The organism is Pseudomonas sp. LBUM1679 (genome assembly GCF_059695565.1).
Window position 1 is genome coordinate 4,717,984 of the sequence record NZ_CP166774.1, and the last position, 13,983, is coordinate 4,731,966.

The 13,983-nt window shown below is 61.7% G+C and carries 14 protein-coding genes and 1 pseudogene; 13 read left to right on the plus strand and 2 right to left on the minus strand.

Annotated elements, in window-relative coordinates:
• The first annotated feature begins 30 nt into the window (after positions 1-30).
• A complete protein-coding gene (locus ACA062_RS21475) occupies positions 31-264 on the plus strand; it encodes a hypothetical protein (protein ID WP_497452899.1) in 234 nt (77 codons plus the stop codon).
• Here the strand turns inward: ACA062_RS21475 and yiaY are convergent.
• Positions 225-1,373 (minus strand): L-threonine dehydrogenase, encoded by a 1,149-nt coding sequence (yiaY, locus tag ACA062_RS21480; RefSeq protein ID WP_497452900.1) that lies wholly within the window; start codon positions 1,371-1,373, stop codon positions 225-227. The two genes, ACA062_RS21475 and yiaY, sit on opposite strands and share 40 nt — an antisense overlap.
• A 344-nt stretch (positions 1,374-1,717) precedes the next feature.
• On the opposite strand from yiaY, the pseudogene ACA062_RS21485 reads away from it, so the two are divergent.
• Positions 1,718-1,800: pseudogene (locus ACA062_RS21485) on the plus strand (arsenical resistance protein ArsH); the annotation flags it as partial.
• Positions 1,801-1,803: 3 nt separating this feature from the next.
• On the opposite strand, the gene ACA062_RS21490 reads toward ACA062_RS21485, so the two are convergent.
• The gene (locus ACA062_RS21490) at positions 1,804-3,663 is read right to left on the minus strand and encodes an ABC transporter ATP-binding protein (RefSeq protein WP_497452901.1); all 1,860 of its coding nucleotides are present in this window, start codon (positions 3,661-3,663) and stop codon (positions 1,804-1,806) included.
• A gap of 308 nt (positions 3,664-3,971) precedes the next feature.
• Between ACA062_RS21490 and ACA062_RS21495 the strand changes: the two genes are divergently transcribed.
• The 11 genes from ACA062_RS21495 (at position 3,972) to ACA062_RS21545 (ending at position 13,975) form a co-directional block, all read left to right on the plus strand.
• Positions 3,972-4,949, plus strand: a complete 978-nt coding sequence (locus ACA062_RS21495; RefSeq protein ID WP_497452902.1) for a TIR domain-containing protein — start codon at positions 3,972-3,974, stop codon at positions 4,947-4,949.
• A gap of 175 nt (positions 4,950-5,124) precedes the next feature.
• On the plus strand, positions 5,125-5,334 hold the full coding sequence (locus ACA062_RS21500) for a DUF1330 domain-containing protein (protein ID WP_497457470.1): 210 nt from the start codon (positions 5,125-5,127) through the stop codon (positions 5,332-5,334).
• Positions 5,335-5,737: 403 nt separating this feature from the next.
• Positions 5,738-6,574 (plus strand): ABC transporter ATP-binding protein, encoded by an 837-nt coding sequence (locus ACA062_RS21505; protein ID WP_497457471.1) that lies wholly within the window; start codon positions 5,738-5,740, stop codon positions 6,572-6,574.
• A gap of 39 nt (positions 6,575-6,613) precedes the next feature.
• The gene (locus ACA062_RS21510; protein ID WP_497452903.1) at positions 6,614-7,615 is read left to right on the plus strand and encodes an ABC transporter substrate-binding protein; all 1,002 of its coding nucleotides are present in this window, start codon (positions 6,614-6,616) and stop codon (positions 7,613-7,615) included.
• Positions 7,616-7,643: 28 nt separating this feature from the next.
• On the plus strand, positions 7,644-8,420 hold the full coding sequence (locus ACA062_RS21515; RefSeq protein WP_064678597.1) for an ABC transporter permease: 777 nt from the start codon (positions 7,644-7,646) through the stop codon (positions 8,418-8,420).
• Positions 8,417-9,184, plus strand: a complete 768-nt coding sequence (locus ACA062_RS21520; protein WP_497452904.1) for an SDR family oxidoreductase — start codon at positions 8,417-8,419, stop codon at positions 9,182-9,184. The genes ACA062_RS21515 and ACA062_RS21520 overlap by 4 nt, the downstream gene beginning before the upstream one ends.
• A gap of 13 nt (positions 9,185-9,197) precedes the next feature.
• Positions 9,198-9,761: a cupin domain-containing protein gene (locus ACA062_RS21525; protein WP_497452905.1), complete on the plus strand. Its 564-nt coding sequence runs from the start codon at positions 9,198-9,200 to the stop codon at positions 9,759-9,761.
• Positions 9,762-9,765: 4 nt separating this feature from the next.
• Positions 9,766-10,668, plus strand: coding sequence for an alpha/beta fold hydrolase (locus ACA062_RS21530; RefSeq protein WP_497452906.1), 903 nt, complete (start codon positions 9,766-9,768; stop codon positions 10,666-10,668).
• Positions 10,665-11,501, plus strand: coding sequence for an IclR family transcriptional regulator (locus tag ACA062_RS21535; protein ID WP_497452907.1), 837 nt, complete (start codon positions 10,665-10,667; stop codon positions 11,499-11,501). Before ACA062_RS21530 ends, ACA062_RS21535 begins: the two co-directional genes overlap by 4 nt.
• Position 11,502: 1 nt before the next feature.
• Positions 11,503-12,300: an SDR family oxidoreductase gene (locus tag ACA062_RS21540; RefSeq protein ID WP_497452908.1), complete on the plus strand. Its 798-nt coding sequence runs from the start codon at positions 11,503-11,505 to the stop codon at positions 12,298-12,300.
• Positions 12,293-13,975, plus strand: a complete 1,683-nt coding sequence (locus tag ACA062_RS21545) for a thiamine pyrophosphate-binding protein (RefSeq protein ID WP_497452909.1) — start codon at positions 12,293-12,295, stop codon at positions 13,973-13,975. The genes ACA062_RS21540 and ACA062_RS21545 overlap by 8 nt, the downstream gene beginning before the upstream one ends.
• Positions 13,976-13,983: the final 8 nt, after the last annotated feature.

Sequence of the window (13,983 nt, forward strand, 5' to 3'; positions counted from 1 at the left end):
GCTTGGGCACCGTCCCTTGTAGGAGCCGGCTTGCTGGCGATGATCGTTAACGATAACGCGTGCGATCTGGTTAAACGCGGCGCACTTGAGTCCATCGCCAGCAAGCCGGCTCCTACAGGTATTTGCGTTATCAGTGTTTCCCTGAATTGCGTGAAGCATCAAAAAAGCCCCGTACTTCAACCGAAGGCGGGGCTTTTTGTCTGGCTGGCGTCACTGCACATCGGTTACATCGCGGTATGGAAAATCTGCTCGATCTCGTCCTGATTGGCAGGACGCGGATTGGTAAAGCCGCAGGCATCCTTCATGGCATTGGTGGCCAGGATCGGGATATCGTCGGCCTTGGCGCCCAGTTCGGCGAGGCCGCTCGGAATACCGATATCCAAAGACAGTTTACGGATGGCGGCGATGGCCGCGGCGGCGCCTGTTTCCGCATCCAGATGCTGGGTGTCGACCCCCATTGCGTTGGCGATGTCTTTAAACCGCGCCGGGCATACGCTGGCGTTGAAGCTGGCGACATGGGGCAGCAGGATCGCATTACAGACGCCGTGGGGCAGGTCGTAGAACCCACCCAATTGATGCGCCATGGCGTGGACATAGCCCAGCGAAGCATTGTTGAAAGCCATGCCGGCAAGAAATTGCGCGTAGGCCATATTTTCCCGGGCGCTCATGTCGTCACCCTGGGCAACGGCAGTGCGCAGGTTGGCCGAGATCAATTCCACGGCCTTGAGTGCACAGGCATCGGTGATCGGCGTTGCCGCAGTCGATACGTAGGCTTCGATAGCGTGGGTCAGCGCGTCCATGCCGGTGGCGGCGGTCAGGCCTTTGGGCATGCCTGCCATCAGCGAAGGATCGTTGACCGACAACAGTGGAGTGACGTTACGGTCGACGATGGCCATTTTCACGTGCCGGACTTCGTCGGTAATGATGCAGAAACGGGTCATTTCACTTGCCGTGCCGGCGGTGGTATTGATCGCGATCAACGGCATCTGTGGCTTGGCGGATTGATCCACGCCTTCGTAATCACTGATGTGCCCGCCGTTGGCGGCGCACAGGGCAATGCCCTTGGCGCAGTCATGGGGTGAACCGCCGCCCAGGGAGATAATGAAATCACAGTCGCTGCGACCCAGCAGTTCAAGGCCTTTCTCGACATTGCTGACCGTCGGATTCGGTTTGGCGCCATCAAACAGAGTGGAGTTGATGTCCTGCTGGGCCAGAAGGCTGGCGACCTTGGCGGCCACGCCGGCTTTGGCCAGGCCTGCATCAGTGACGATCAAGGCTTTACGGAAACCATATTTGCGGATGGCGAGCATCGCTTCGTCGAGACTGCCTATGCCCATCATGTTCACGGATGGAATGAAGAAGGTGCTGCTCATGATAAATCCTCTTTTATTCTGGATACCCGGAAATCAGGTGAGGTCTTCTACTCATATCGCAGGCTGTGAGGCTCGTCTGATGGTCATCATTGACGAAGTTCAGCGGGAGAGGTGCTGCATCAAGTGTTCAGGCGAACAGTGTTTAAAGATGCAGAGGTGGAGGGGCCATCGCAGCCGGTATCTCTTGATCAGGGGATTGAGCCTAAACCTATGACGCCAGACTGGAAGGGTCCTTTAGCTTGCATTGGCTCCTCCTTTAGTACTGGGAGGTAATGCGCCCCGACAAGGTAGGCGCGAGACCTGTGGGAGCCGGGCTTGCCCCAGAACAACGCTTCCCGCCTGCAGAGCGCCAAGCGTTTCTGGTGGATCGCTACTCGGAACGCAAGGAGACCGCCGAGCAATCATGGCCCGAGTAAACCAGCGTTCACGCTCATACCTGATCCATAACCTCGGCCACCCCCCGATCCTCACCCAGAAACCCGCCACTCTGGTGGTGCCACAGCCGCGCATAGATGCCGTTCCTGGCGAGCAATTCGGTGTGGGTGCCCTGTTCGATGATGCGTCCGTCATCCATGACAATCAGTCGATCCATTGCCGCAATCGTGGACAGCCGATGGGCGATGGCGATCACGGTCTTGCCCTGCATCATTTCATCGAGGCTTTCCTGAATGGCCACTTCGACTTCCGAATCCAGCGCGCTGGTAGCCTCGTCAAGTAGCAGGATCGGGGCGTTCTTGAGCATCACTCGGGCAATCGCGACGCGCTGGCGCTGGCCGCCCGAAAGCTTGATGCCGCGCTCGCCGACCAAGGTGTCATAGCCGCTGTGGCCTTGTCGGTCACTCAGTTGGCTGATGAACTCATCGGCCTGGGCATTGGCCGCAGCACTGCGGATTTGCGCGTCGCTCGCATCGGGGCGGCCGTAGGCGATATTGTCGCGAATGGAACGGTGCAACAGGGAAGTATCCTGGGTGACCATGCCGATGGCGCTGCGCAAGCTGTCTTGCGTTACGTGCGCGATGTCTTGCCCGTCAATGCGAATCTGCCCGCTGTCGACGTCGTAAAAGCGCAGAAGCAGGTTGATCAGCGTGGATTTGCCGGCGCCAGAGCGGCCCACCAGACCGATTTTTTCGCCCGGGCGAATGTTCAGGCTCAGGCCATCGAGCACCTGGCGTTCGCCGTTGTAGTTGAAGCTGACATTGTCGAATGTTACAGCCCCACCGGAGGTCACCAGTACACCCGCGTCCGGCGCATCCTGCACCTTGGGGCCGCGGGTCAGTGTTGCCATGCCATCCTGCACGGTGCCGATGCTTTCGAACAGCGAGGTCATTTGCCACATGATCCAGTGCGACATGCCATTGATACGCAACGCCATGGCGGTGATGGCCGCCACGGCACCTGCGCCGACCTCACCTTGGTGCCACAGCCACAGGGCATAACCACCTGCTGCCATGATCAAGGCCACCACCAATGCCTGGTTGACGATCTCGAACTGGCTGACGAGGCGCATCTGGCGAAAGCCGGTCTGCTTGAAATCCTCCATGGCCGCACGCGCGAAGTGCGCTTCACGATTGGAATGGGAGAACAGCTTCACGGTCGTGATGTTGGTATAGGCGTCCGAGATACGTCCGGTCATCGAGGAGCGCGCATGCGCCTGTTCCTGCCCCACTTTCCCCAAGCGGGGTACGAAGTAGCGCATGGCTAGCCCGAACAACAGGATCCAGGCAATGAAAGGCAGCATCAGTTTCAGTGCGAAGCCGCCGGCCAGCGCAATGATCGCGATGAAATACACCCCGATTCCGGGTGCGATCTCAATCAGGGTGAACAGCACGTCGCGCACGGCCAGCGCAGTCTGCATCACCTTGGTGGTGACCCGGCCGGAAAACTCATCGGAAAAGAACGAAAGACTTTGTCGTAGCATCAAACGGTGGAAGTCCCAACGCAGCCGCAACGGCAGGTTGATCGCCAATATCTGGTGCTGCACCATGGTGCGCGCCGCCACCAGTGCGACACTGGTTGCCATGACGATGGCCATGCCCCACAACACGCGACTTTCCTGCGCCGCCGCATCACCGCCTGCCTTCCAGGTCGAAAGTAGATCCACGACCTGACCGAGGAAAGAAAACAGCCAGGCTTCGTAGATCGACACACCGGCACTCAGCAGCGCAAACGCCAGAATATAGCCGCGGGCGCCCCGTGTGCACGCCCACAGGAACCGAGCCAGGCCCTCGGGTGGCGGTGGTACCTCGTCAGGCGGAAAGGGGTCGAGCCTTCGTTCAAATGCGCCAAGCATGGTGGTCTCCAAAACGATCAAGTTGGGGAGATTCTGCCATTGAACGGTTGCTTTGAGGGTTTTGCGGGGTTGAGGCATGTCGCTGTTGGCAGCTTGTTTTGTGTGTAGGGTTGCCGGACGCGGGGCATTCATGCGTTGCCAGAGACACAGTTGGCAGGGCAGCTCAGGGCATCGATAGCCTGCTACATCAGTGGCTCGCCTGTTTCGATTATTCCCTGTAGGGTCCGCTTCATTGATGCTTACCTCGTGATAGTCAGGCCAGTCCAGTGAGACGCCTGCACGAACCGACAGCCCAACGGATAGGACAAATGACAACAGCAGAGAATGGCGGCTCTATCTTCATCTCGTACGCCTGGGGCGCTGGATTCAAAAAAAAGGAATGGGTTCGGAAAGGCATTGTTGCCAGCCTGAGTTGGAAGCACGACGTCTTCTGGGATCGTGACACCCTGGCATTTGGCGAACTGGTCGAACGCACCATTGGTATAGCTCTGGCAAAACGACCACTCCTCGTCCTGTGCTTGTGTGATGAAGACTACCTGGAGGCGGCCCAGCGAATTGGATCGGGCTTGTACGAAGAGCTACGTCTGTTGGAGCAGATCGCCGACAAGCCTGGGGTCAGGATTGTTCCACTGATTCTGGAATCCGGCTGTGCAGAACGCCTCCCTGTCCCCCTGGTGGGTCGTCTCTATCTGAACCTGCAGCCCCTGCACAGCCTGAACCTCGACATCGGGATGACAATCTTGGGAATGGCTGAGGGATTGAGCCAGGCGCAGTTGCAAAGCGACATTGACGATAGGTTGGCAGTCTTCCATTTGAGGCAGCGAGCCCTCAGCTTTCTGAAGCAACGTCCATTGACGATCTGGGGCAGTGGCCGGAATCATGAAGTGACGGTGCGACCGGATGATGCAGCGCCTTACCTGCTGAAACCGCCTCAATGGATGTGGGAAAGCAGTCGCTGGAATTACTTGCTTGACGACGATGGACCAACATTCTGCCCTACCAAGGGACGCTGGCATTGGGAGTACGTCCAAATCTCGACAGAGATGCGCCCCCTGGGTACCGCTGTGGTGTCGGCATTCTTCCCCCAACTAGCTGGCAAAAGGGAACAGGGACTGCTGAACACGGTAGGCACGCTACTGGCCTCCAAGTTCTTCAGGATGGTCGAGATTCGCGAGCCATTCACTTTCGATGCGGATGATCTGGTGAATCACCTGACCCATGACCATGAAGGGTTCGATGTTTTGAAGCAGCTACTGGATGTTGCAGAGGCCAGTTCCGGCCGGTAAGTCCTTCGAATAATCCGCTGCAACCTTTGCGCAGCACCTCCCGTTAAAGGAAGCGAGCGCCAACAAACAACACAACGCGTAATGGAGAATCATGGTGAAAGGCTATTGGATCATTTTCGGCTCTGACGTGGTTGACCCGGCTGCACAACAGGAATATGGCCGGCTGTGAGCCCCTATCGGCGAGAAGTACAGTGCCAAGCTCAAGGTGTTGGACCCCAGCGCGCTGGTCGAGTCCCAATCCAGCAACCGGGTGCTTGCCGTCGAGTTTCCCGGTTACGAGCAAGCGAAGGCCTGCTACAACGACCCCGCCTACGCCGAGGCGAAGCAATTTGCACTGCGCGCTTCTCGCCGCGAGCTGATCATCATCGAAGGTGACCTGGCTTAGCATTCAAGGACCGGTGGGCCTCCTCGGTGAGGTCTGCCTGGGATTACCCCTTCACGATTTATCAGCGCCACCCATCAACATCCACATCCCCGCGCCATCTGCCCCACGCTGTTTCATACGCGAAACAAATCCGCTATTTCCCCCCATAAGGCGTTACCTGAAAAGGCACTGCGCGCTCGCGTTTTTCCGGGCCACGCACAATCGATGGGCAATTTCGTGCCAAATAGGAAACCACGTTTCATATATGAAACGCTCGAAACAACCTGAAATCTTCTTAAACATCTAATAACAAAGGAGTTTTTGACAAAAAACAAAACGCTCACATCTCTGGCATTGTTCATGCACTAAACGGCGTATCACCTATAAAACAGACCAGAGACCCTTCCCAATGGCTGTGAACGAGATGTACGCCGTCGCCCCGCAATGGAATAAGCCCGCTCCCAAGGACAATCCGGAGCCCACCGAAATTGAATTCCGCAATGTCGGCAAATGCTTCCCGGCCAAAGGCAAGTCCGAAGCGCCGTTTGCCATTCGCGAGGTGAACTTCAAGATCCGCCGCGGTGAAGTGGTGTCGATCATCGGCCCTTCCGGTTGTGGCAAGAGCACCATCCTGAATATGGGTTCCGGGCTGTATCGCCCCACCGAAGGCGAAGTCTTCGTCGGGGGTGAAGCCGTCACCGGCCCGGTCCGTCAGGTCGCGTTTATGCTGCAAAAAGACCTGCTGATGCCGTGGCGCAGTATTCGCCGCAACGTCGAACTGGGCCTGGAAATCCAGGGTGTGGCGGCCGCCAAACGTCAGGCGGTGGCCAAAGATCTGCTCGATCGCTGCCACCTGCAAGGTTTTGCCGACCACTACCCCTTCCAGCTGTCGGGGGGCATGCGCCAACGTGCTGCGCTGGCCCGCACCCTGGCCATCGACCCGCAGGTGTTGTTCCTCGACGAACCGTTTTCGGCCCTGGATGCGCAGACCAAGATGATCCTGCAGCAAGACATGGCGCGGATGCTGTTTGATGAAAAGAAAACCGCCTTGTTCATTACCCATGACCTGATCGAAGCCATCGCCATGTCCGATCGGTTGCTGGTCATGAGCGCCCGCCCCGGCACCATCATCGAAGAAATCACCGTCGACCTGCCGTTTCGCGACAACCCGCTGGAGCGCCGCAAGCTGCCGGAGATCGGCCCGCTGGTGGGTCGCCTGATGGAGTTGCTGCAGGTCGGCGAAGACACCGAACTGCATTGATCAACGCCCTTGTGGCCATCAACCTTTTCAGGAGTACGCATGCTCAAGTCTCTGTTTCAACGCTTCAGCCAGGCCAGCGCCGTTGCGCTCGGCCTGGGCCTGGCCTTCGCTGCCCAGGCGCAGTCGACCGACGTGACTTACCTGTTGCCGGCACCGCCGAATTCGCCGGCGTTCGCCCCGTGGATCATCGCGCAGCACAAGGGCTACTACACCGCGCAAAACCTGAACATGACGTTCATTGCGGCCAAGGGCGGCGTGGATGTGGCGAAACAGATCGGTGCCGGTAACGCGATGCTCGGCGGTGCCATCGGCGACACCCCGATCGTAGTGCGGGCCAACGGCATTCCGGTGCGCGCGGTGGCGGTACTGGGTGGCGGTGGCGTGACCATGATTGCCACCAACGCGGCGGAAAACATCAATTCGATCACCGACCTCAAGGGCAAGACGATGACGGTGATGTCCTACTCCGATACCACCTACTACGCCCTGCTCGCTTCCCTGCGCAAAGCCGGCCTGAGCAAAACCGATGTGAACATCCAGGCCGCCGGCCCTTCGGGCGTCTGGCAGTTGTTCTCGGCCGATAAAGCCCAGGCGATGGCCGGCGTGCCGGACTGGGTGGTCAACGCCGAAGAAGCCGGGGTCAAGATCAAGCTGATCCCGCAGGCGCAGATTTTCGACAGCATGGCCCAGGCAATCCTCGCCTCCGACGACGCTATCAAGAACCATCCCGAGATCGTGCGCGGCGTGGTCCAGGCCACCCTGCACGGCATGCGCGACATCATCGAGGATCCCAAGGCCGCGGCAGCCACTTTCGCCAAGGCAGTGCCCGCCTATGCCGGCAAGGAAGCGTCGCTGGAGAAGGTGTTCAAGCTGTACGTCGAGCATGTCTACGCCAACCAGGTCGTACCGGGGCGCATCGATCCGGCGCGGCTGGAAACGGTCCGCCAGTTCTATGTCAGCGAAGGCATCGTCACCCAGGAGCCCAAGCTCGACGACCTGTACACCAACCAGTTCATCGACACCCAAACCGCCGCGCAATGACGGTCAGTGACAACAAGGTAACGACACGATGAAAAACCTCAATAACTCCATGCTCGGCAGCGTCGCCCTGCTGATCCTGTTCCTGGTGCTCTGGCAATGGGGCCCGGGACTGCTCGGCATGCCCGAGTTCGTCATGCCGCAACTGAGCCGGGTGGCCCAGGAAAGCGTAGTGATGTGGCAGACCGGCGGCCTGTTGCAGCACACCTTGATCACCGCGTTCGAGATCATTGTCGGCTTCGGCCTGGGCGCCCTGCTCGGCGTGGCGATCGGCGTGTCGCTGGGCCTCTCGCCCGCTGCTGAAGCCATGCTGTCGCCGTACATCCTGGCGCTGCAGATCGCGCCGAAAGTCGCCTTCGCCCCGCTTTTCGTCATGTGGCTGGGCTACACCATCTACCCGAAGATCCTGATCGCGATCCTGATCGTGTTCTTCCCGGTGATGATCAACGTGCTGTCGGCGATCCGTACCGTGGACCCGGACATGATCAACCTCGTGCGGACCATGAACGCCAGCCGCTGGCAGATCTTCCGCCTGGTGGAATTTCCATCGGCCATGGCCGCGTTGTTCTCCGGCTTGCGCATTGCCTCGACCCTGGCCGTGATCGGCGTCACCGTCGGTGAACTGGTCGGCGGCAACCAGGGCCTGGGCTTCCTGCTGGTGGATGCCGAAGGCCAGGGCAATACCGCCGGTGTGTTCGTCGCCATCGTCATGCTGACGCTGATCGGGGTGCTCGCGTACGGCGCGGTGGTCTGGGCCGAGAAACGCATCCTGCATTACATGCCCAAAGCCATGCTGAGTACTCAATGATGACGACCCTCAATCGTTTGCTCGAAGGCCGTCGCGTATTGGTCACCGGGGGCGCCCGCGGCCTGGGTTACGCCTTCGCCCAGGCCATCGGCCGCGCCGGTGCCCAGGTAGTGATCGCTGACATTCTCGCCGAGCGCGTCCAGCAATCGGCCGCCGAACTGGTCGCCGAAGGCCTGACCGTTTATGGCGTGACCCTGGACCTGGCGCAACCGGACTCGATCGAAGCCTGCATCGCCGAAACCACCCGATTGCTCGGGGGACTGGACGGCCTGGTGAACAACGCGTCGATCACCAATTCCGGCGGCAAGACCTGCGAAGAGCTGAGCCTCGAGACCTGGGATCAGGTGATGCAGGTCAACGTGCGCGGCACCTGGCTGATGACCAAAGCCTGTCTGCAGGCCCTGCGCGCCAGTGGCCATGGCGCCATCGTCAACGTGGCGTCCGACACCCCGCTGTGGGGCGCGCCGAACCTGTTGGCCTATGTCGCCAGCAAGGGCGCGATCATCGCCATGACCCGCAGCCTGGCCCGCGAGCTGGGCGGCGACAACATCACGGTCAATGCCATCGCGCCTGGCCTGGTGCTGGTCGAAGCCACCGCCTACGTGCCCGAAGCGCGTCACCGTTTGTACAACGACCAGCGGGCGATTCAGCGCCCACAACTTCCCGAAGACGTCAGCGGCGCCGTGCTGTTCGCGCTGTCCGACCTCGCCCGTTTCATCACTGGACAAACCCTGCCGGTCAACGGCGGGTTCGTCATGCCTTGATCAGGAGACTGCCATGACCGATCTATCCGCCAACTTGAATGCACACGCTGCTTCAGAGCAGGCCACGCCGAAAAGCTGGGAACAACCCGCCGGCAGCGACCTTGCAAGCTGGATGCAGACCCGCATCGCCCGCTACGACACGCGCAAGTACGACTGGAACGCGCTGAAGTTCCAGGCCGACTACGACCCGAAATTCCGCCGCGCGCAGATGCGCTACATCGGCACCGGCGGCACGGGCGTCAGCACGGACATGAACACCATCCCGTCGGAGAACTTCACCTTCTCCACCATGGTGATTCCCGCCGGTCACGAAGGCCCGCCGCACCTGCACACCGACGTTGAAGAAGTGTTCTTCGTGCTGCGCGGCAAACTCAAGGTGGTGATCGAAAAGGACGGCGAGCGTTTCGAAACCATCCTCACCGACCGCGACGTGATTTCCGTGCCGCCCGGCGTGTACCGCGAAGAGATCAACATCGGCGATGAAGACGCGTTGATGTGCGTGATGCTCGGCGCGAAAAAACCCGTCACCCCGACCTACCCGCCAGAACACCCTCTGGCCTCGATCAAGCGCGGATAAGCCCATGTTGCACGCCATCGACACGCTCGCCTCTGCGCTCACGGCCGACCTCCAGGCCCAACTGGCCCTGGACTTTCCCCAGCGCATCCTGGAGCTCGCAGGCGCCCGCCAGGCCGTGCGCGAATGCGGGGCCGGGCCGGCCATCGTGTTGCTGCACGGGATCGGCTCGGGCTCGGCGTCGTGGCTGCAGGTGGCCCAGGAGCTACAAGCGGCGCAGGCGCTTGGCCAGAGCGCCCGGGTGATCGCCTGGGACGCTCCCGGCTACGGTGACTCCACGCCGCTCAGGGCCTTGGCCCCGGACGCTTCGGACTACGCCGAACGGCTGCTGCAGATGCTCGATGCCCTGGACATCCAGCGGTGTGTGCTGGTGGGTCACTCCCTGGGTGCGATCACCGCCACCGCGTTGGCCAGCGGCGTGCACCAGCAGCGCATCAGCCGGCTGGTCTTGATCAGCCCGGCCCAGGGCTACGGCCATCCATCGCGCGCCCTGCAGCGTCAGGAAGTGCGCAACAAACGCCTGCGTGCCCTGGAACAACTGGGCATCCAGGGCATGGCCGAGCAACGCAGTGCCCACATGCTCTCGCCCAACGCCAGCCCCAAGGCACAGGCCTGGGTGCAGTGGAACATGGCCAGGCTCAACCCCGAGGGCTATCGCCAGGCCATCGAACTGCTGTGCGGCGATGACCTGCTGCGCCACGCCCCGCTGTCGATGCCGTGTGAAGTGCATTGCGGCGAAGCCGACGGCATCACCGCGCCCGAAAGCTGCCTGACCCTGGCCAAGGCCCTGGGCGGCACGTTCAACCTTATCGCCGATGCCGGGCACGCCAGCCCCATCGAACAACCTTGTGTGGTGGCGGGCCGTCTGGCCTGTGCCATCAACCAATCCCTGACAGGTGCATCGCTATGAACGATTCAGATCTGCTGAAGGACGCTCAGGACAAATACATCGTGCCGGGCCTGGAGCGCGGCCTGCTGCTGCTCTGCGAGTTCAGCCGGCGCAATCGCACGCTGACCGCGCCGGAACTGGCTCGCCGTCTGGCGCTGCCGCGCTCGACGATTTTTCGCTTGCTGACGACCCTGGAAACCATGGGGTTCGTCACCCGCAGCGGCAATGAATATCGCCTGGGCATGTCGGTGCTGCGCCTGGGTTTCGAGTACCTGGCCTCGCTGGAGCTGACCGAACTCGGCCAGCCGCTGCTGGCCCGCCTGTGCGACCGCCTCAACTACCCGAGCAACCTGGTGGTGCGCGACGGCCGCTCGATCGTCTACGTGGCCAAGGTCTCGCCGCCGTCGGTGTTCTCCAGCGCGGTGAATGTCGGCACCCGCCTGCCCGCCCACGCCACGGTCCTGGGGCGCATTCTGCTCGAAGACCTGTCGCTGGCCGAGTTGCGCGAGCTGTACCCGGAAGATCACCTGGAACAGTTCTCGCCCTGCACGCCGAAGACCGTGATGGAGCTGTTCGACATGGTCCAGGCCGACCGTCAGCGCGGGTTTGTCAGTGGCGAGGGCTTCTTCGAATCAGCGATTTCGACCGTCGCCGCGCCGGTACGCGATCAATCCGGGCAGATCGTCGCAGCCCTGGGCGTGACCATTCCGACCACGCAAATCGCCCACGTCAACTTCAACGAATTGCTCCTGCAGGTGCGTCGCAGCGCCGATGAGCTGTCGCGGTTGCTCGACTACAACAGCGCTGCCGGCCTTGACGGCCAGCAGCGCGTGACCGCCCTGATGAGGGATTGAGATGAGTCTCTATCAACTGCAGGACAGCACGGCCATCGTGACCGGCGGCTCCTCGGGGATTGGCCTGGCCTGTGTCGAGTTGCTGCTCGAAGCCGGCGCCGCCGTGGCTTTTTGCGGTCGCGACGCAGATCGCCTGCGCAGCGCCGAAGCCGACTTGCGCCAACGCTTTCCCCAGGCGCGGTTGCTGGCCCGGGTGTGCAACGTGCTCGACGCGGATTCGGTCAACGCCTTTGCCGCCGCCAGCCTGGCGGCACTGGGCCCGGCCAGCGTGCTGATCAACAACGCCGGACAAGGTCGGGTCTCGACCTTCGCCGACACCACCGACAGCGCCTGGACCGAAGAGTTGAACCTGAAATTCTTCTCGGTGATCCACCCGGTTCGTGCCTTCAAGGCGCAGCTGCAAGGTCAACCGAACGCCGCCATCGTCTGCGTCAATTCGCTGCTGGCCAGCCAGCCAGAGCCGCACATGGTCGCCGCCTCGGCCGCGCGTGCCGGGGTGATGAACCTGGTGCGCTCGATGGCCACCGAATTCGCCACCGATGGCATTCGGGTCAACGGCATCCTGATTGGCCTGGTCGAGTCCGGGCAATGGCGCCGACGTTTCGAAGCCCGCGAAGAGCGGGAGCTGGACTGGAGCCAATGGACCGCCCGCCTGGCTCGACAAAAACACATTCCCTTGGGGCGCCTGGGCCTGCCGATTGAAGCGGCCCGCGCGATCCTGTTTCTGGCCTCGCCTCTGTCGGCTTACACCACAGGCAGCCATATCGATGTTTCCGGAGGCCTGTCCCGCCATGCGTAATGAAAATACTGTCACCGTTGGCGCTGCCATCACCGCGTTCCTCGAGCAGTGCGAGGTCAAGGCCGCGTTCGGCGTGATCTCGATCCACAACATGCCGATCCTCGATGCGTTCGCCGTGCGCGGCAACATCCGCTTCGTCATGGCCCGGGGTGAAGCCGGCGCCACCAACATGGCCGATGCCTATGCCCGCACCACCGGTGGCCTGGGCGTATGCCTGACGTCCACCGGCACCGCGGCCGGTAACGCCGCCGGGGCGCTGGTCGAAGCGCTGACCGCCGGCACACCGCTGCTGCACATTACCGGGCAGATCGAAACGCCGTACCTGGATCAGGAGTTCGCCTACATCCACGAAGCCCGCGATCAACTGACCATGCTCAAGGCCGTGTCGAAAGCCGCGTTCCGGGTGCGCAGCGTCGAAACCGCTATCAGCACCCTGAAGCTGGCCGTGCAGACCGCACTGACTGCGCCGACCGGGCCAGTCAGCGTGGAAATCCCGATCGACATCCAGTCGACCTTTATCCCGATGCCGACCGACCTCTCGCCGCTGCCGATTCCGGTGGCCGTGCCCGCGCCCGAAGCGCTGGACCTGGTCGCCGAACGCCTGGCCAGTGCCACCCGTCCCCTGCTGTGGCTGGGCGGTGGCGCGCGGCACGCCGGGCCGCAAGTCAAACGCCTGCTGGACATGGGCGTCGGCGTGATCACCTCGACCCAGGGTCGCGGCGTGGTCAACGAAGATGACGAGCGCTGCCTGGGGGCGTTCTCGCAGAACAAACTGGTCGAGCAGTTCCTGCAAAGCTGCGACGCCCTGCTGATCGCCGGCTCTCGCCTGCGCAGCAACGAGACCTTCAAATACGCGCTGAAGTTGCCGCGCAACACCTTGCGCATCGACGCCAACCCGGCCATCGAAGGTCGCAGCTACAACAGCGAGCTGTTCATCTGCGGTGACGCGGCGCTGGCCCTCGAAGGCCTGGCCGATCGTCTCGAAGGTCGTCTGCAGATCGACCCGACGTTCCTCGCCGAGCTCAAGGCCGTTCGCGAAAAATCCCGCACGCAGCTGATCGCCGACCTCGGCCCGTACTCGGCGATGGTCGAACAGCTGCAAGCCATTACCGGGCGCAATTTCACCTGGGTGCGCGATGTCACGCTGTCCAACAGCATCTGGGGCAACCGCCTGCTGACGTTGTACCACCCGCGCGCCGGCGTGCATGCCCTTGGCGGCGGCATTGGCCAAGGCCTGTCGATGGGCATCGGCGCCGCCGTGGCCGCGGCGGAAACCGCGCCGGAGCGCAAGGTCTTCGCCCTGGCCGGTGACGGCGGTTTCATCCTCAACCTCGGTGAGCTGGCGACCCTGGTGCAAGAAAACGCCAACGTGGTGATCCTGCTGATGAACGACCAGCGCTATGGCGTGATTCGCAACATCCAGGACGCGGTCTACGGCAGCCGTCACTGCTACGTCGACCTGCACACCCCGGATTATTCCAAGCTGGCCGAATCGCTGAACCTGCGCCACGGCCTGGTCACCGACCTCAAGGATTTCGGGCGCGTGGTCGACGGCGCACTGGCGCAACCCGGTCCGTTCCTGCTGGAAGTTGACATGCTCGCCGTCGGCAGCTTCGCCACCCAGTTCGCCGGTCCGCCCAACAGCGAAACCAAAGCGCAGAAAGCCACGGCTTGAGGACTTCG